General features: G+C 69.0%; 11 protein-coding genes. 8 read left to right on the top strand and 3 right to left on the bottom strand.

Going from position 1 to position 18,459, the window contains the following annotated elements; translation table 11 throughout:
* The first annotated feature begins 330 nt into the window (after nucleotides 1-330).
* From ACWCPI_RS01190 to ACWCPI_RS01175, 4 genes are all read left to right on the top strand, one after another.
* On the top strand, nucleotides 331-3,144 hold the full coding sequence (locus ACWCPI_RS01190; RefSeq protein WP_451036112.1) for an aconitate hydratase: 2,814 nt from the start codon (nucleotides 331-333) through the stop codon (nucleotides 3,142-3,144).
* 342 nt (nucleotides 3,145-3,486) lie between these two features.
* Nucleotides 3,487-4,581, top strand: a complete 1,095-nt coding sequence (locus tag ACWCPI_RS01185; RefSeq protein ID WP_451036111.1) for a lytic polysaccharide monooxygenase auxiliary activity family 9 protein — start codon at nucleotides 3,487-3,489, stop codon at nucleotides 4,579-4,581.
* A 142-nt stretch (nucleotides 4,582-4,723) separates the two neighbouring features.
* Entirely contained in the window at nucleotides 4,724-5,989 is a 1,266-nt protein-coding gene (locus tag ACWCPI_RS01180) for a glycosyltransferase family 4 protein (protein ID WP_451036110.1), read from the top strand.
* On the top strand, nucleotides 5,986-6,879 hold the full coding sequence (locus tag ACWCPI_RS01175) for a transferase (protein ID WP_451036109.1): 894 nt from the start codon (nucleotides 5,986-5,988) through the stop codon (nucleotides 6,877-6,879). Before ACWCPI_RS01180 ends, ACWCPI_RS01175 begins: the two co-directional genes overlap by 4 nt.
* 12 nt (nucleotides 6,880-6,891) lie before the next feature.
* On the opposite strand, the gene ACWCPI_RS01170 is transcribed toward ACWCPI_RS01175, so the two are convergent.
* Entirely contained in the window at nucleotides 6,892-7,884 is a 993-nt protein-coding gene (locus ACWCPI_RS01170; protein ID WP_451036108.1) for an acetylxylan esterase, read from the bottom strand.
* A 187-nt stretch (nucleotides 7,885-8,071) separates the two neighbouring features.
* Between ACWCPI_RS01170 and ACWCPI_RS01165 the strand changes: the two genes are divergently transcribed.
* From ACWCPI_RS01165 to ACWCPI_RS01150, 4 genes are read left to right on the top strand one after another with little or no spacing between them, the layout of a single operon-like run.
* On the top strand, nucleotides 8,072-9,064 hold the full coding sequence (locus tag ACWCPI_RS01165) for an ABC transporter permease (protein WP_451036107.1): 993 nt from the start codon (nucleotides 8,072-8,074) through the stop codon (nucleotides 9,062-9,064).
* Nucleotides 9,058-9,930 (top strand): carbohydrate ABC transporter permease, encoded by an 873-nt coding sequence (locus ACWCPI_RS01160; RefSeq protein WP_451036106.1) that lies wholly within the window; start codon nucleotides 9,058-9,060, stop codon nucleotides 9,928-9,930. Before ACWCPI_RS01165 ends, ACWCPI_RS01160 begins: the two co-directional genes overlap by 7 nt.
* A 13-nt stretch (nucleotides 9,931-9,943) precedes the next feature.
* Nucleotides 9,944-11,599, top strand: a complete 1,656-nt coding sequence (locus tag ACWCPI_RS01155) for an ABC transporter substrate-binding protein (RefSeq protein ID WP_451036105.1) — start codon at nucleotides 9,944-9,946, stop codon at nucleotides 11,597-11,599.
* A complete protein-coding gene (locus ACWCPI_RS01150) occupies nucleotides 11,596-12,282 on the top strand; it encodes a hypothetical protein (RefSeq protein WP_451036104.1) in 687 nt (228 codons plus the stop codon). Before ACWCPI_RS01155 ends, ACWCPI_RS01150 begins: the two co-directional genes overlap by 4 nt.
* 87 nt (nucleotides 12,283-12,369) lie before the next feature.
* Here the strand turns inward: ACWCPI_RS01150 and ACWCPI_RS01145 are convergent, their stop codons facing one another.
* On the bottom strand, nucleotides 12,370-14,313 hold the full coding sequence (locus ACWCPI_RS01145) for an alpha-glucuronidase (protein ID WP_451036103.1): 1,944 nt from the start codon (nucleotides 14,311-14,313) through the stop codon (nucleotides 12,370-12,372).
* A gap of 20 nt (nucleotides 14,314-14,333) precedes the next feature.
* Complete coding sequence (locus ACWCPI_RS01140; protein WP_451036350.1) at nucleotides 14,334-18,077, bottom strand: GH92 family glycosyl hydrolase; 3,744 nt, start codon at nucleotides 18,075-18,077, stop codon at nucleotides 14,334-14,336.
* Nucleotides 18,078-18,459: the final 382 nt, after the last annotated feature.

The following is an 18,459-nucleotide window of genomic DNA, read 5'->3' as shown; positions in this document are numbered from 1 at the left end:
GGGGGTCGCCCCACGGGGTTGGGGGAGCTATGGGCGTGCGTGCCCCGCCGTACGGCTCCTGCGGTGGAGCGCGGAGGCGTGAGCCGGATGCGTGGAATGTCGCGGCGGGGTGTGGGCAACGACACGGCCGGACGCAACGCGACAGGGAGGCCGGGCATGACCATCCCGGCCCCATGTACTAGAGTTATCTCGACATCGAGATATCTGCCGAGGCGTACCGCAGTCGCACGCTCTCGCTGGGTCTGGCAGTAAGGCATGCCTAACTTAGCCTTACCTTAGCGGATCGGCCAAGACGGCGTGGCGGCAGGATGCGGTGGTAAGCGCACAAAAATGAAGGAGACTGTCGTGTCGGCGAACAGCTTCGACGCCCGCAGCACGCTGCAGGTGGGCGACGAGTCGTACGAGATCTTCCGGCTGGACAAGGTCGAGGGCTCCGCGCGCCTCCCCTACAGCCTGAAGGTGCTGCTGGAGAACCTCCTCCGCACCGAGGACGGCGCGAACATCACCGCCGACCACATCCGCGCCCTCGGCAGCTGGGACTCGCAGGCCCAGCCGTCGCAGGAGATCCAGTTCACGCCGGCCCGCGTGATCATGCAGGACTTCACCGGTGTGCCCTGTGTCGTCGACCTCGCCACCATGCGTGAGGCCGTCAAGGAGCTCGGCGGCGACCCGGCGAAGGTCAACCCGCTCTCCCCGGCCGAGCTGGTCATCGACCACTCCGTCATCGCCGACAAGTTCGGCACCCACGACGCCTTCGCGCAGAACGTCGAGCTGGAGTACGGCCGCAACAAGGAGCGCTACCAGTTCCTGCGCTGGGGCCAGACCGCCTTCGACGACTTCAAGGTCGTACCCCCCGGCACCGGCATCGTCCACCAGGTGAACATCGAGCACCTGGCGCGCACGGTCATGGTCCGTAACGGCCAGGCATACCCCGACACCCTCGTCGGCACCGACTCGCACACCACCATGGTCAACGGCCTCGGCGTCCTCGGCTGGGGCGTCGGCGGCATCGAGGCCGAGGCCGCGATGCTCGGCCAGCCGGTCTCGATGCTCATCCCGCGCGTCGTCGGCTTCAAGCTCACCGGTGAGCTCAAGCCCGGCACCACCGCCACCGACCTGGTGCTGACCATCACCGAGATGCTCCGCAAGCACGGTGTCGTCGGCAAGTTCGTCGAGTTCTACGGTGAGGGCGTGGCCGCCACCTCGCTCGCCAACCGCGCCACCATCGGCAACATGTCGCCGGAGTTCGGCTCGACCGCCGCGATCTTCCCGATCGACGACGAGACGATCAAGTACCTCAAGCTCACCGGCCGTTCCGAGCAGCAGCTCGCGCTGGTCGAGGCGTACGCCAAGGAGCAGGGCCTCTGGCTGGACCCGGCTGCCGAGCCGGACTTCTCCGAGAAGCTGGAGCTCGACCTGTCGACGGTCGTGCCCTCCATCGCCGGCCCCAAGCGCCCGCAGGACCGCATCGTCCTCGCCGAGGCCGCCCAGCAGTTCGCGAAGGACGTCCTCAACTACGTCGAGGCCCCGATCGCGCAGACGCCGGCCGCCGCGGCCTCCCCGGTCGACGAGGCGAGCGCCGAGTCCTTCCCGGCCTCCGACGCGCCCGCCTACGGCAGCCAGGAGAACGGCGCCGGCGCCCCGCAGCACGCCGACGGCACCGGTGCCGCCGTCCCGTCCAACCCGGTCACCGTGACCGCCCCCGACGGCTCGACGTACGAGATCGACCACGGTGCCGTGACGGTCGCCGCCATCACCTCCTGCACCAACACCTCCAACCCGTACGTCATGGTCGCCGCCGCGCTGGTGGCCAAGAAGGCGGTCGAGAAGGGCCTGACCCGCAAGCCGTGGGTCAAGACCACCCTCGCCCCGGGTTCGAAGGTCGTCACCGACTACTTCGACAAGGCGGGCCTGACCCCGTACCTCGACAAGGTCGGCTTCAACCTCGTCGGCTACGGCTGCACCACCTGCATCGGCAACTCCGGCCCGCTGCCGGAGGAGGTCTCCAAGGCCGTCAACGACCACGACCTCGCGGTCACCTCGGTCCTCTCCGGCAACCGGAACTTCGAGGGCCGTATCAACCCCGACGTCAAGATGAACTACCTGGCCTCCCCGCCGCTGGTCGTCGCGTACGCCATCGCGGGCTCCATGAAGGTGGACATCACCAAGGACGCCCTGGGCACCGACCAGGACGGCAACCCGGTCTTCCTGAAGGACATCTGGCCCTCCGAGGCCGAGGTCAACGACGTCGTGGCGAACGCCATCGGCGAGGACATGTTCTCCAAGTCCTACTCCGACGTCTTCGCGGGCGACGCCCAGTGGCAGGCCCTGCCGGTCCCGACGGGCAACACCTTCGAGTGGGACGCCGAGTCGACGTACGTCCGCAAGCCCCCGTACTTCGAGGGCATGACCATGGAGACCACCCCGGTCTCGGACATCACCGGCGCCCGCGTCCTCGCCAAGCTGGGCGACTCGGTGACCACCGACCACATCTCGCCCGCCGGCGCCATCAAGGCCGACACCCCGGCCGGCAAGTACCTCACCGAGCACGGTGTGGAGCGTCGTGACTTCAACTCCTACGGCTCCCGCCGAGGCAACCACGAGGTCATGATCCGCGGTACGTTCGCCAACATCCGCCTGCGCAACCAGATCGCGCCGGGCACCGAGGGCGGCTACACGCGCGACTTCACGCAGGAGGGCGGCCCGGTCTCCTTCATCTACGACGCCTCGCAGAACTACCAGGCCGCCGGCACCCCGCTGGTCATCCTGGGCGGCAAGGAGTACGGCTCCGGCTCGTCCCGTGACTGGGCGGCCAAGGGCACGGCCCTGCTCGGCGTCAAGGCCGTCATCACCGAGTCGTACGAGCGCATCCACCGCTCGAACCTCATCGGCATGGGCGTCCTGCCGCTGCAGTTCCCGGCCGGCCAGTCGGCCGACTCGCTCGGCCTGACCGGCGAGGAGACCTTCTCCATCACGGGCATCACCGAGCTGAACGAGGGCACCACCCCGAGCACGGTGAAGGTCACCACCGACACGGGCGTCGAGTTCGACGCGGTCGTCCGCATCGACACCCCCGGTGAGGCCGACTACTACCGCAACGGCGGCATCATGCAGTACGTCCTGCGCAGCCTGATCCGCAAGTAGGCGCTACGGCAGGGCGGCAGACGCCGCGAAGGGCCGCATCCCCGGCGAGGGGGTGCGGCCCTTCGCCGTGCCCCGGCGAGAAGCTCCAGGGCTCACCCCCGCGCTCACCGACCCGCAGCCGGCTGTGTACGCCTGTCGCGCGTCAGGCGTTTACAACTGCGCCACATGGCGCTACTTTCCGGAACAGGCGGTGGTGGGAGCGCTCCCATATGGGTGGACCGGAACCCGCCCCGGGTCGCTCCCGCCCCCGCCTGTCCTCACTCGCGCGCCCGTCATGGCGTGCTTCGGTATGACCTCACACGCATCCGCACGGCCGTACCTGAAGGAACGGACTCGACTGTCATGATCCTGACAAAAGTGGAGCCGAGCGCACCTTCGGCTCGTCGGTTGACTCTCCCCACTCGCGCCAGAGCCCTCTTCCTCGTCCTGGTCTCCCTGCTCGCGACGATCCCGGCGGTCGCCCTCGTCATGAGCACCGGGGGTGAGGCGGAGGCCCACGGGACCCCCATGAAACCGGGCAGCCGCACCTTCCTGTGCTGGCAGGACGGCCTCACCGACACCGGTGAGATCAAGCCGGTCAACCCTGCCTGCCGGGCCGCCCAGCAGGTCAGCGGCACCACGCCGTTCTACAACTGGTTCTCGGTGCTCCGCTCCGACGGCGCCGGCCGCACCCGCGGCTTCGTGCCCGACGGCGAGCTGTGCAGCGGCGGCAACACCAACTTCACCGGCTTCAACACACCCAGCAAGGACTGGCCGCTCACCCACCTCACGTCGGGTGCCACGGTCGACTTCTCCTACAACGCCTGGGCCGCGCATCCGGGTTGGTTCTACGTGTACATCACGAAGGACGGCTTCGACCCGACCAAGACCCTCACCTGGAACGACATGGAGGAGCGGCCCTTCCTCTCCGTCGACCACCCGCCGCTCAACGGCTCCCCGGGCACGGTCGAGGCCAACTACTCCTGGAAAGGAAAGCTCCCTGACAACAAGTCGGGCCGCCACATCATCTACATGGTCTGGCAGCGCTCCGACAGTCAGGAAACCTTCTACTCCTGCTCCGACGTCGTCTTCGACGGCGGCAACGGCGAGGTCACCGGCATCAAGGAACCCGGCACCCCGACCGACCCGGTGCCCGGCGAGTGCTCCGCCACCCGCCGCACGACCGGCAGTTGGAACGGCGGCTACCAGTCGGAGGTCACCGTCACCAACACCGGTGACGTCCCGATGCTCGGCTGGATGGTCGACTGGACGCTCCCCGCAGGTCAGAAGGTGGAGAGCCTCTGGAGTGGCAACGCGACCTACAACGGCCAAGCCGTGATGGTCCACAACGCCAACTGGAACGGCTCCCTGAGTCCCGGTCAGAAAGCGACCTTCGGCTACGTCGTCTCCGGCTCCGGCGGCGACAGTACGACGATCCTGCCCTGCCGGGTGGGCTGAACCTCCGCCGCGCACAGGTCCGGTGGGCGTGAGCCGTCGCCCATCGGGCCCCTCGCCGTGCGGCGTTCGAAGAAGTGTTTGACAGGAGAACAAACTGATAACAGCGGGCAACCGAAGGGGAGAAGACACGGTCTAGCTCGCCATGAAGATCTCTTTCCTGCTGCACAACGCCTACGGGATCGGAGGCACGATCACCACCACGTTCAATCTGGCCCAGGCGCTCGCCGAGCGGCACGAGGTGGAGATCGTCTCCGCGTTGCGGCACCGGGAACGTCCCAATCTCGCCCTGGACCCGAAGGTTGCCTTGCGGCCGTTGGTGGATCTGCGGCACGAGAAGGAACATCCCCTGCACCTGAGACCGGCGAGAGTGTTCCCCGACGCCGAGTACCGCCATCACCAGTACAGCGAGCTGACCGACGAGCGGATCGGCGCGTACCTGGCGGCGACCGACGCCGACGTCGTCATCGGCACCCGGCCGGGACTCAATGTGCACCTCGCGCTCCAGGCGCCGGACCATGTCGTGCGGGTCGGGCAGGAGCACCTCTCCCTCGACAACCATCCGCCCGCGCTGCGCACCGCGCTGCGCCGGGCCTACCGCCGGCTCGACGTGCTCACCACCGTCACGCAGGCGGACGCCACCGCCTACCAGCGCAGGATGCGGCTGCCGGGCGTACGGGTGGCGGCACTGCCCAACAGCGTCCCCGATCCGGTGCTGCCCCCGGCGGACGGCACCGCGAAGGTGGTGGTCGCGGCGGGCCGGCTCGGCCCGGTGAAGCGGTACGACCTGCTCATCGAGGCGTTCGCCCGGGTGGCCGCCGAACGTCCGGACTGGCACCTGCGCATCTACGGCAAGGGAGACGAGCACGCCCGGCTCCAGGAGCTCATCCAGCGCCTCAACCTGTGCGAGAACGTCCTCCTGATGGGCGCGGCCTCGCCCATGGAGGCGGAGTGGGTCAAGGGTTCCATCGGGGTGGCCGCGTCGGACTTCGAGGCGTTCGGCATGACCATCGTGGAGGCGATGCGCTGCGGGCTGCCGGTCGTGAGCACCGACTGCCCGTACGGACCCGGCGAGATCATCGAGGACGGCGTCGACGGCCGACTGGTGCCGGTCGGCGACCGCGACGCGCTCGGCGCCGCGCTGCTGGACCTCGTCCGCGACGACGAGCGTCGCCGGCACATGGGTCGTACGGCCATGGAGAACGCGCGCCGGTTCGCCCCGGCCCCGGTCGTGGAACGGGCCGAACGGCTGCTCGACGAGGCGATGGCGGCCCGCAGGTCCGGGCGACGGGTGGCACCCGAACCCGGCCGCATGCGCAACCTCCTGATCAGCCAGGGCCTCGCCGCGCGCGACACCGCACACGCCGCGGCCTCCCGCGCGCTGCGCACCGTACGAAAGGGACGGCCATGACGACAGACCCCGGCGCCTCGCGTGACACGCAGCTGCGTGCCGACTGCACCATCGACACGGACGGCCGGATCACCTTCTCCCTTCGCCCACCCGCGGCCGTCGACTTCCGCTCGTCCCGGTTGCTGCTGCGGCTGCGCCCCAAGAAGGGGCAACCGGAGAAGGTCGTGCACACCCTCGATCTGGATCCCGTGGACGACGGCAGCCTGCGTGCCGTCCTGGAGCCGGATCCCGCACTCGCCGAGGGGCGATGGGACGTGTACGTCCTGGCCGAACCGGGAGAAGCCGGTGAGTCCGGTGAGTCCGGTGAGTCCGGAGCGCGACGGCAGCGCGTCCGCCCCGGTCTGCGTGATCTGCGGGCCCTCGTCGGCGGACAGGCACGTGACCGGTCGTCACCGGTGGCCGTGCGGATTCCGTACACCACCAAGGACGGCTACCTCGCGCTGCGGGCCTGGCTGCGCACCGCCCACGCCGAGGTCGAGCGCGTCGATGTCACGGACCGGTCGATGACGGTCAGGGCCCGGCTGCACGGCGCCACACTCGACGACGGAGCCACCGTACGGCTGCGCCTGCGGGGCGGGGACGGCGTCGTACGGGCGCTGGAGCCGCAGGCCGCGAGCGACGGCCGGGCGTTCTCCTTCACCGTGGCCTACGGGGAGCTCACCGCCGGCCACGGCGCCGCAAGCCGTGTCTGGGACCTGTCCGTCCAGCCGCGGCCCGATGCGGGCGCTGCGGGCGCTGCCCCGATCCGGCTCGGCCGTCTGCTGGACGACATGGCCGACCGCAAGGAGATCTTCGTCTACCCGCGTGCCGCGGTGGCCGGATTCGCCGTGCGTCCCTACTACACGGTCGACAACGACCTCTCCGTGGAGGTGGCGGCCGGGAAGGCGTGATGGCGGCCCCGCTCACGAAAAGCCCGGCACCGCCTTCAGCCAGTCGAGTTGGCGGCGCACATGCACCGCCTCGCCGCCTTCGTGACCGTTGAACGGATAGGCGTGGATCTCCTTGCGCGGATCGGCGCCCGACAGCTCCGCATAGCGGTTGAAGGCGCCGTACGCCCCGCTCGGCGGGCACACCGTGTCACGCAGGCCGACTCCGAAGTGGGCCGGGGCGTGCGCGCGCCGCGCGAAGGAGACCCCCTCCAGGTAGGAGAGCGTGTCGTACGCGGCCCGCTCGGCGCCCCGGTGCACGGAGAGATACGCGGTGATCTCGCCGTACGGTGACGCGTCGGTGAGGTCCAGCGCGCGCCTGATACCGCACAGGAACGGGGCGGTGACCAGCAGCGCCGCGAGGTCGGGGACCAGACCCGCGACGGCCAGGGCGAGCCCGCCGCCCTGGCTGTTGCCGACGGCGGCGACCCGGGAGCCGTCCACGCCCGGCAGCGTGCGTACCGCCGAGACCGCCCGGACCGCGTCCGTGACGAGCCGACGGTAGTGGTAGTCCCGCGGGGACAGCAGGCCGCGCACCGCCGGGCCCGGGCCGCCCGGGGCCGTGGCGTACGGGTCGGGGGTGGCGCCGCCGTTGCCGTACTGGTCACCCTGGCCCCTGTTGTCCATCACAAGATGGGCGTACCCGGCGTTCACCCAGGTCAGCCGCTCGTGGGGGAGGCCGCGGCCGCGACCGTACCCGACGTACTCGACGACGGCCGGCAGCGGATCGTCCGCCCCGGCCGGTCTGCTGTACCAGGCACGCACCGGATCGCCGCCGAAGCCCCGGAAGGTCACGTCAAAGGTCTCGGTCAGCCGCAGGCCGGTCGCCACCGGGTGTACCGACACCAACACCCCGGTCTGTGCCGCCCCCTTGAGGGTGTCGTGCCAGAACTCGTCGAAGTCGGCCGGCTCCAGGGGATCCGGGCGATAGCGCTTCAGGTCTTCCCAGGGCAGGTCGAGCACGGGCACGACATCACCTCCGATAGTTGCGTTGGCTCAGCAGAATGTTTCGGGTCGTTCGGTTCGCTTGATTACGGGCAATCCTCACTCCCCTTCCCCGTCAGCACCATTGACAGCCATTACACCCACCCATAACCTCGCCGCAAAGTTGCCGGTACGATCCCGAAACTTTCGGTGCCAACCGGGAGGCCACCGTATGAGCACCTCCACCACGTCGGCTTTACCGCCCGGCACACAGGAGCCTCCGCCGGCGAAGGCACCGCCCCGCCGCCGACGTCATCCGACCCGCACTGGTCTGCGGCGGGCGCTGCGCCGGGACTGGCAGCTGTACTCGCTGGCCTTACTGCCGCTGCTGTTCTTCCTGGTCTTCCGCTATCTGCCGATGCTCGGCAACGTCATCGCCTTCAGGCGCTTCGAGCCGGGCGGCTCCCTCTTCGGAGAGCAGTGGGTGGGGCTGCGCTATGTCGAGATGTTCCTCAGCGACCCCACCTTCTGGCAGGTGTTCCGCAACACGCTGTGGCTCGGCGGACTCACGCTCGTCTTCTGCTTCCCGATCCCGATCGTGCTGGCGCTGCTGCTGAACGAGGTGCGCCAAAGGGCGCTGAAACGGTTCGTGCAGTCGGTGTCGTACCTTCCGCACTTCCTGTCGATCGTGATCGTCGCGGGCATCACCCTGCAGATGCTCGCCACGGACGGACCGGTCAACCACGTCCTCGGCTGGTTCGGGCACGACCCGATCCGCTTCATCCAGGAACCCGAGTGGTTCCGCACCGTCTACTTCGGCTCGGAGATCTGGCAGACCGCCGGCTGGGGCACGATCCTCTACCTCGCCGCGCTCACCACCATCGACGACGAACTGTACGAGGCCGCCCGCATCGACGGCGCGGGCCGCTGGCGGCAGATCTGGCACGTCACACTGCCCGGCATCCGGCCCACCATGATCACACTGCTGATCCTCAACGTGGGCACGTTCATGGCCGTCGGCTTCGAGAAGGTCCTGCTGCTGTACAACCCGCTGACCTACCAGACCTCCGACGTGATCTCCACATACGTCTACCGGACCGGTGTGGAGTCCAACAGCTTCAGCTACGCCGCCGCCATCGGCCTGTTCGAGGCGATCATCGGCCTGGTCCTGATCACCTCCGCCAACCAGCTCTCGCGCCGCACGGTGGGGACCAGCCTGTGGTGAAGCCGAGCCGTTCCCACCGGGTCTTCCAGGGCGTCAACGCAGTGATCCTCACGGTCGTCGTGGCCGTGACCCTGTATCCCTTCGTCAACATCGTCGCCCGGTCCTTCAGCGGGGAGCGCCAGATCAGGGCCGGTGAAGTGACCCTGTGGCCCAAAGGGTTCGACCTCACCACGTACAAGATCGTGTTCCAGGACTCCATGTTCTGGCGCAACTACGGCAACACCGTGCTCTACACGGTCGTGGCGACCGCGGTCGCCATGGTGCTGACGACCTGTTACGCCTACGTCCTGTCCAAGAAGCACCTCAAGGGCCGCTCCGTGCTCGTCGGCGTCGCCGTGTTCACCATGTTCTTCACCGGCGGGCTGATCCCGAACTACGTCCTGATCACCAGCCTCGGCCTGAAGAACAGCGTCTGGGCGATCGCGCTGCCCAACGCGATCAGCGTCTTCAACCTGCTGGTGATGAAGGCCTTCTTCGAGAGCCTGCCGACCGAACTGGAGGAGGCCGCGCAGATCGACGGTCTGAGCACCTACGGCATCCTGCTGCGGATCGTGCTGCCGCTGTCCAAGGCCGTCGTCGCGACCATGGTGCTCTTCTACTCGGTGTCCTTCTGGAACTCCTGGTTCAGTGCCTTCCTCTACATGGACCGGACCGATCTGATGCCGGTCACCGTCTACCTGCGCAACCTCATCCAGGGCGCCACCGGCGGCTCCAACGCCGGTGCCGGCACGGAACAGCTCAGCCAGGTCGGGGCGAACATCCAGGCGGTCACCATCGTGCTCACCGCTCTGCCGATCCTCTGTGTGTACCCGTTCGTCCAGCGCTACTTCGTCTCGGGCGTGATGCTCGGCGCCGTCAAGGGCTAACAAGGGAGCAACTGTGAAGAACACGGGACAGCTGTCGCGGCGTCAGGTCCTCGGCGCCGCCGGTCTCATCGGTCTGGCGACCCTCACCGGTTGCGGCAGCGGCGACGACGGCCCGGACGCCAAGGACCTGTCGAAGAAGCGGAAGGGCGCGATGAACGAGTACCGCGCCGGCCGGCAGTTCAAGGCCGCACGGCCGCTCTCCTTCTCGCTGCTGCACAACAACAACCCCGTGTACCCGATGAAGAACAGCTGGCTGTTCTGGAAGGAGGTCACCAAGCGCACCAAAATCACGCTCGAGCCGGTCGATGTACCCCTCGCCGACTACGAGAAGAAGCGCAGCGTCCTCATCGGCGCGGGCGACGCCCCCTTCCTGATCCCCAAGACCTACCACCCCTCCGAGGTCGCCTTCGTGTCGTCCGGAGCGATCCTCCCGGTCAGCGACTACGTACACCTCATGCCCAACTTCCAGGACAAGGTGAACAGATGGAGGCTTGAACCGGAACTCGACTCCATACGCCAGTCCGACGGCAAGTACTACCTGCTGCCCGGTCTGCACGAGAAGCCCAAGTCCACCTACTCGCTGTCCCTGCGCACGGACGTCCTCGACAAGCACGGCCTGTCCCTTCCCACCAGCTGGGACGAGGTGTACGACGTCCTGAAGGCCCTCAAGGCCGAGTATCCCGACAAGTACCCCTGGACCGACCGCTGGAGCACCAACACCCCCTTCCCGTGCGGGGCCCTGTTCGGCTATCTCGGCCAGGCGTTCGGGGTCAGGGCGGGCTGGGGGTACGACAACATCAGCTTCGACACCGAGGCGCGGCAGTTCGTCTTCACCGCCGCCCAGGACCGCTACCGGCAGATGATCGAGTACCTGAGGAAGCTCGTCGCCGAGAAGCTGCTGGACCCCGAGAGCTTCACCCAGCAGGACGACCAGGCGGTGCAGAAGCTGCTCGCCGAGAAGTCCTACGCCATCAGCGCCAACCCGCAGGAACTGGTGCAGAACTACCGCTACAACCTGCAGAAGCAGGTCAAGGGCGCACAGATCGAGATGGTGCCGGTGCCGCTCGGCCCGGCGGGCCCGGTACTCATCGGCGGGGCCCGTTTGGAGAACGGCATCATGATCTCCAGCAAGGCCCTGGAGAGCGACAGCTTCGTCGCGATGATGCAGTTCGTGGACTGGCTCTGGTACTCCGAGGAGGGCCAGAAGTTGTGCAAGTGGGGCGTCCAGGGCGTCACCTACACCGAGTCCGGCGACACCTACGAGCTGAGGCCCGGTATCTCGCTCATGGGCTCCGACCCGGACGCCCCGAAAGACCTCCAGAAGGACTACGGCTTCTTCAACGGCGTCTTCGCCTACGGCGGCAGCTGGGCCCTGGTCTCCTCCAACTTCAGCCCGGACGAGAAGAAGTTCCAGGACGCCATGGCCCAGCGCGAACAGCTGCCCGTCGACCCCGCCCACCCGCTGCAGTCGATGGAGCAGGAACAGGCGACCCTGTGGGAGACACCGCTCAAGGACCACGCCATCCAGAACACCCTCAAGTTCGTCCTCGGCAAGCGCCCGATGTCCGAATGGGACGCCTATCTGGCCGAGTTGAAGGCCAAGAACATGGACCGGCTCGTCGACCTGCACAACAAGGCGTACGAACGCTTCAAGAAGGAGAACGGGTGAGCGGCGGCGTACCCACGGCCGACTTCGGCGCGGGAGCCCTCTCCCGCGCCGCCGCCCTGATCCACACCCTGGTGACGGTCGAGGCCCTGCTGCTCCTGGCCGCCGCACCCGGACTCGTCGGCCTGTTCCTGCTAGGGCCCGACCCCGCCGCCCTGCCGCTGGCCGCCGTATGCCTGCTGCCACTGGGCCCGGCGCTGTCCGCCGCCCTGTACGCGCTCCACCACCGCAGCAACGACCTCACGGACCTGCACCCGGCACGCACCTACGCGCGAGGCTGGCGGCTCAACGCCCTCGCCGCGCTGAAGCTGTGGACACCCCTGCTCGCCTGGCTGACCGTGATCGCCTTCACGCTCACGCACTTCTCCGCCACCGGCCTGCCGGGCTGGTGGGCGGGAGCGCTCGGGGCGATCGGCGCCGGCTCCCTGCTCTGGGGCGCCCACGCGCTGGTTCTGACCTCCTTGTTCACGTTCCGCGCCCGCGACACCGCCCGCCTCGCCGCGTACTTCCTGGCCCGGCACCTGCGCGCCACCCTCGGCGCCGCCTCCCTGCTCCTGCTGGTGGCCGCGACCACCGCACTGCTGACCGAGGCCCTGCCCGCCCTGCTGGCCGCCCCGCTGCTGCTCTCCCTGCTGCACAGCAGCCGCCCGGTCCTCGCCGAGACCCGGAAGGACTTCACCGCGTGACCGCGCCGAGCACCTGGCAGAGCAGACGAGCCCCCAGCCGCTCGACCGGCTGGGCACGGCGGTCCCGCACATCAAGGGGCGCGGTTGTCAGTGGATGCGCCGCCCATGTGCGTCGGCCACACCGGACTTACGGAAGAAGTAGCTGTTGATCTGATCCCGCCACTCACGGGCACTGCGGAGCTGCTCCTCGAACAGCTCCGCCACCCGTGCGTGGCGCGCCGGCTCCACCAGCCCGGCCAGCGAGTCCCAGGTCCGCCGGGCCTCCGCCACCTCCGCGACGCCCTCGAAGTGCGTGTCGTAGATGTGCTGGATCACCGTCTTGCCGCTGCGGAGCATGTGCCCGTACGACACGTGGTGGAAGAACAGCAGCAGCTCGTCGGGGCAGGTCTCCGGCGACTCGTACAGCTCGGCCCAGGGCTTGGCGTACTGCCCCGCGTACCCGGTGCCGGTCGCCACGCTGCGGTCGACGCCGACGCCGTCGCGATCGGCGAAGTGGTAGGTGCCCCAGGGGCTGTACTCGTAGCCGTCCACGCTCGGTCCGTAGTGATGACCGGGCTGCACCATCCAGCCCACCCCGAGCGGCGCGGTGTACTTCTCGTACGTCCGCCACGAGCCGTCGAGGATCGCGCGCAGCCCGGCCGCCGGACCATGGCCGAAGGTGAGCCGGATCCATTCGTCGAGGACCTCGTACGGATCGGCGTCCGGCTGCCAGGCCAGCCGCCCGAACGTGTACAGGTTCGCCTGGGCCAGTGGATGCCCCGTCCAGAACGGGTCGTCTCCGACATTGGACACGGCGACCAGACCGCCACCCGCCAGCTCCCCGACGGGCGACTCCCCGTCGGCCCGGAACCGCAGCACCTCGCTCCACATCGGCCCCAGCCAGCACACATGGCGCTGCTGCCCGGTGTACTCCTGCGTGGCCTGCACCTCCACGGCCAGCCGGGTGCGCGGCATCGCGCCGATCAGCGGTGAGACCGGCTCGCGCACCTGGAAGTCCATGGGCCCGTGCTTCACCTGGAGCACGGCGTTGCCGGCGAACTCCCCGTCCAGTGGCGCGAAGTGGTCGTACGCGGCCCGCGCCCGGTCCGTCGTCCGGTCCCGCCAGTCCTGGCGGTGGTCGTAGACGAACGCCCGCCAGTGCACCGTGCCGCCGTACGGCTCCAGCGCGGCGGCCAGCATGTTCGCACCGTCCGCGTGGCTGCGCCCGTACGCGAACGGGCCCGGCTGCCCCTCCGAGTCGGCCTTCACCACATACCCGCCGAAGTCCGGGATCGCGTCGTGAACCCGCGCGGTCGCCTCGGCCCACCACGCCCGCACCGCCCCGTCCAGCGGATCGGCGGTGGGCAGCCCGCCGAGCAGCATCGGGGCGGCGAACGTGACCGACAGATGGGTGCGGACGCCGTACGGTCGCAACGCGTCCGCGAGGTCGGCCACATCACCGATCCGGTCGGTCAGCAGACGCGCCTCCGCCCTGTGCACGTTGACGTTGTTCACACACAGCGCGTTGATCCCGCACGCCGCCAGGAGCCGGCCGTACGCCCGCACCCGGGTCAGATCACCCCGCGCCCGCCCGTCCTCCCAGAACAGCGAGCCGCCCGCGTACCCGCGCTCCACCTGGCCCATGACCGGGTGCACGGCCACGTTGTCCCAGTGGTCGAGCATGCGCAGTGCCGACGCCGGTCCGTGCCGTTCCCGTCCGTGCTCGCCGCGGAACGCGGCCTCTCCGAGACGTACGACGTGGAACAGGCCGTACAGCAGCCCTCGTCGGCCCTGGGCGGTCACCGTCGTACGACCGCCCTGCCGCTCGTGGGTGAACCCCTCCGAGGAGCCCTCGCCGGTCAGCTCCAGCACCAGGTCGAACGGACCGGGGGCCGCGTCGTGCTCGACGCGGCCCCCGAAGCGCGCACAGGACCTCGCCACCTCCGCGCGCACCGTGTCCACCAGCGGACCCGAGCCGCGGATCAGTGTCCGCCGGGTGCCGATCGGCCGGAACGCCTCGTCCGGCAGCCAGGCCGGATCGACACCCTGCATGGAACCCCCAACACGTGTGCTCAGGCGAGCAGTTCGACTTCCGAGACCACCGCCTCGCCGTCGAACACCAGGCGGTACTTCCGGTACGTACCCGGGGACCCCACGGTGAACGCGCGTGTCTGCCGGTCCCAGGAGAAGGACTGCCCGGAGCGCTCGTCGAGGGTGCGCCACGTGGTGCCGTCCCTCGACCCCTGCACCTTCCACCCGGTCGGCGCCTTCGTCCGGTCCGACGACGAGGTGAGGGTGTACTGCACGGCCCTGGTGCCCCCGGTCACCGGCAGGTCCACCGAGGTGACGCTCGCCTGGGTCGCCGACGTGTCGTCGAACAGCGCCCCGTCGCCCTTCAGGACGTCCGCCCGCGGCCGCGGCACCTCGTCGTCCTGGGTGATCGACACGGGCGCCGCGTGCCTGCCGGTGCCCCACGAGGAGGGCCGCGGCCCCATGTCGAACTCCAGGACGCCGCCCTTCGCGATCAGCGAGTGGGGGAGGGAAGTCGACCTCCACGTCACGCCGTTGACCTTCAGGCCCTGGACGTACACATTGCGGGCGCTGTTCTTCGGCGCCTTGACGACCAGTTCCCGGCCGTTCTCCAGCCGGACCGTCGCCTTGGTGAACAGGGGCGAGCCGATGGCGTACTCGCCGCTGCCCATCACCAGCGGGTAGAAGCCCAGCGCGGAGAACAGGAACCAGGCCGACTGCTCGCCGTTGTCCTCGTCGCCGTGGTAGCCCTGCCCGATCTCGCTGCCCACGTACAGCCGCGACAGCACCTCACGGACGTGTCTCTGCGCCTTCCAGGGCTGCCCGGCCGCGTCGTACATGTAGATCGCGTGGTGGGCCACCTGGTTGGAGTGGCCGTACATGCCCATGCGGACGTCCCGCGCCTCGGTCATCTCGTGGATGACACCGCCGTAGGAGCCGACGAAGTCGGGCGAGGCCGTCTCGGGGGTGGCGAAATACTCGTCGAGCTTGTCGGCGAGGCCGTCGCGGCCCCCGTAGAGGTTGGCCAGACCCCGGCTGTCCTGTGGGGCGGTGAACGCGTAACCCCAGCCGTTGGTCTCCGTGTAGTCATAGCCCCACACGCGCGGGTCGTACTTCGAGGACTCGACGCGCCAGTCGCCCTTCGCGTCGCGGCCCTGGAAGAAGCCCGCCTCGGCGTCGAAGAGGTTCACGTAGTCCCGGGCGCGGTCGAGGAAGTACTCCGACTCCTCCTCGTACCGCTTGTCGCCGGTCTTCCGGTACAGCGCCCGGCCCATCCGCGCGATGCCGTAGTCGTTGAGGTAGCCCTCCAGCGCCCAGGACAGGCCCTCGTGGGTCTCGGTGCCGGTGTAGCCGAGGAAGGGCGAGGTCGCCATGCCCTTGCGGCCCACGCCCGACGAGGGGGGCACCACGGTCGCGTTCTTCACGGCCGCGTCGTACGCCGACCTCGCGTCGAAGTCGACGCCCTTGACGTAGGCGTCCGCGAAGGCGACGTCCGAGGAGGTGCCGGTCATCAGGTCCGCGTAGCCGGGTGAGGACCAGCGGGAGGTCCAGCCGCCGTCCTTGTACTGCTGCACGAAGCCGTCGGCCATCTCGCCCGCCTGCCGCGGGGTCAGCAGCGAGTACGCCGGCCAGGTGGTCCGGTAGGTGTCCCAGAACCCGTTGTTGACGTAGACCTTGCCGTCGACGATCTTCGCGCCGGTGTGTGTCGGCGTGTCGGGGCCCGGCATCGGCGAGAACGGCGACGCGTACCGGTACCCCGACCCCACCTTCTCGAAGCCGGAGTTCGGGTACAGGTACAGCCGGTACAGGCTGGAGTACAGCGTGGTCAGCTGGTCCGGCGTCGCGCCCTCCACCTCGACCTTGCCCAGCAGCCGGTCCCACTGGCGCTGGGCGCGTGCCTTCACCGCCTCGAAGGAGGTGCCCTCGGGGATCTCCTGGCGCAGGTTGTCCTTCGCCTGGTCGATGCCGATGAGCGAGGTGGCCAGGCGCAGCGTGACGGTCCGGTCGTCACCCGCGTCGAAGCGCAGGTGCCCCTTCACCCCACTGGCGGAGCCCTGGGTCACGGGCTTGTCGAACACGCCGTACACGAAGAGCCGGGTGGCGCCCGTCGACAGCCCGGACTTCACGTCCGAGTAACCGGTGACGACTCCGTTCTCCTCGTCGAGGGTGAGCCCCGCCTGGTCGGTGACGTTGTCGAAGAGGACGCTCGCGTCGTCGCCCGGGTAGGTGAAGCGCAGCACCGCCGCGTGGTCGGTCGGTGTCATCTCCGCCTTCAGCCCGTTCTCGAACCGCACCCCGTAGTAGTACGGCCGCGCGGTCTCGTTCTCGTGCCGGAAGGCCAGCTCACGGGCCTCACGCCCCAGGTCCGGGGTGCCGGGGGCGGCCGACGGCATCACCTGGAAGGTCTGCCGGTCGCCCATCCAGGGACTGGGCTCGTGGCTGGCGCTGAACGCCTGGATCGTCGGCAGGTTGTCGGCGTTGTTCGCGCGTGCGTAGTCGTACAGCCAGCTCAGCGAGCCCGCGTTGGTCACCGGCGTCCAGAAGTTGAAGCCGTGCGGGACGGCGGTCGCGGGGAAGGTGTTGCCACGGGAGAAGCCGCCGCTGGAGAGGGTGCCGCGGGTGGTGAGCGCGTAGTCGGAGGGATGCGCCTTGGGCTTCTCGGGCGCCGCGCGCCGCAGGGTGACGTCGTCCAGCCAGCCGCGGAACTTCGCCGGGCCCTCGGGGGAGTCGTAGGCCACGAGGATCCGGTCGACGGTCCTGCCCGCCGCGACCGACCCGATCCGCGACGCCACGTGGTTCCACTGGTTGACGTACAGCACCTTGGCCGCGCCCTGCCCGCGCGGGGAGAGCGGGAAGCCGTGCTGGTCGGTGGCGCCGAGCTCGCTCAGCCGGGTGCCGTCGGTGAAGGCGAGGTCGACGGAGACGTTCGTGGCGGCGTAGTCGCGGTCGCCGTCGGCCATCGACGGGAAGACGCGGTAGGACAGCCGGGTGTCGCGGCCGACCGCCACGTTCACGTCGTAGACCTTGTTGTACGAGTACGCCCGCCCGTCTGCTGTGTGCCGTCCGGCGTACCTGAGGGCCCGCTTGCCGGTGAACCCGGCGCCCGCCTTCGCGGTGGGCGAGCCGCTGGGGCCGCGGTCGACGAGGGACAGCATGTCCTGGGGGACCGGCCCCTCGGAGCCCCCGGCCGAGAACTGGACGTCGGCGAGCTGGAGGATGCCCGAGGCGCCGTTGTTCCTGGTGACCTCCAGCCGGAAGTGCCGGTACTCGGCCGGCTCCGGGAGGTCGTACGTCTTTGTCCAAAACCGTTCGGTGAAGGTCTCGCCGGAGCGGGAGTCCAGGGTCTTCCAGTCCTTGCCGTCGGTGGAGCCCTTCAGGGTCCAGTCCCGCGGGTCGCGCTCGGCGTGGTCGTTGGCGGAAGTGAGCGCGTACCTGAGGACCCGCACCGGCTTGTCCATGTCGAACTCCACCCACCCGGTGGGTTCGAAGACCAGCCACTTGCTGCTCGGCTCCCCGTCGACGAGGTTCTCCTTCACCTCTGCGCCGCCGGTGTTCTCGCCGTTCGCCCGGACGTCGGTGACACGGTCGGTCACGTTGCCCGGTATGCCGCTGCTGTAGCCGCCGTCGACGCCGGAGGCACGCTTGTCGCCGTCCGGTCCGGTGTCGACGGTATTGAGCCAGTCGGGTGCCGGGTCGTCCGCCTCGAAGGAGGAGGCGAACTCGTGGTCGGCCGCCGCGGGAGCGTCCGGCAGGGCCACCGCGGCGCCCTGCGCGCTCACCGCCAGAGCGAAGGCGGCCGCCGACACGACCGCCCTTTCATGCCATCTGTGCCGAGCTCTCTGCTGCTTCAAGGGGTACCCTCCCTGCGCACGGGACAACGTTGTCAACTTCGATGCGCAAGGATCAGTTGTGGCCCAAGTGCTCAGTCATGTCAAGGGTGTTGGGTGTGGCATTCGGGGCCGATGACGGGGAATTTTCCGCCAAGGAACACACAGGCCGCTGGTATTTCCGGCAGGTCTCAACTCGGAAAAGACCACCGGCCAACCTTGCATTCGATCTTGATCCGTTGGCGGGAAGTGGACTATACCTGTCGGCGATTCACACGATCCGCACTTCCTGCACGACCCAGCCTGCACGACCAGCTCGACCCGATCGCGGTGCCGGGGA

Source organism: Streptomyces sp. NPDC001920, from assembly GCF_053594495.1.
The sequence above is the reverse complement of the archived record's forward strand: the minus strand, read 5'-3'. Positions and strand labels throughout refer to the sequence as shown.

What these genes read in the sequence shown, in the direction of transcription:
- ACWCPI_RS01190 (WP_451036112.1), top strand. Translation starts at nt 331, where the DNA reads ATGAAGGAGACTGTCGTGTCGGCGAACAGCTTCGACGCCCGCAGCACG.
- ACWCPI_RS01185 (WP_451036111.1), top strand. Translation starts at nt 3,487, where the DNA reads ATGATCCTGACAAAAGTGGAGCCGAGCGCACCTTCGGCTCGTCGGTTG.
- ACWCPI_RS01180 (WP_451036110.1), top strand. Translation starts at nt 4,724, where the DNA reads ATGAAGATCTCTTTCCTGCTGCACAACGCCTACGGGATCGGAGGCACG.
- ACWCPI_RS01175 (WP_451036109.1), top strand. Translation starts at nt 5,986, where the DNA reads ATGACGACAGACCCCGGCGCCTCGCGTGACACGCAGCTGCGTGCCGAC.
- ACWCPI_RS01165 (WP_451036107.1), top strand. Translation starts at nt 8,072, where the DNA reads ATGAGCACCTCCACCACGTCGGCTTTACCGCCCGGCACACAGGAGCCT.
- ACWCPI_RS01145 (WP_451036103.1), bottom strand. Translation starts at nt 14,313, where the DNA reads ATGCAGGGTGTCGATCCGGCCTGGCTGCCGGACGAGGCGTTCCGGCCG.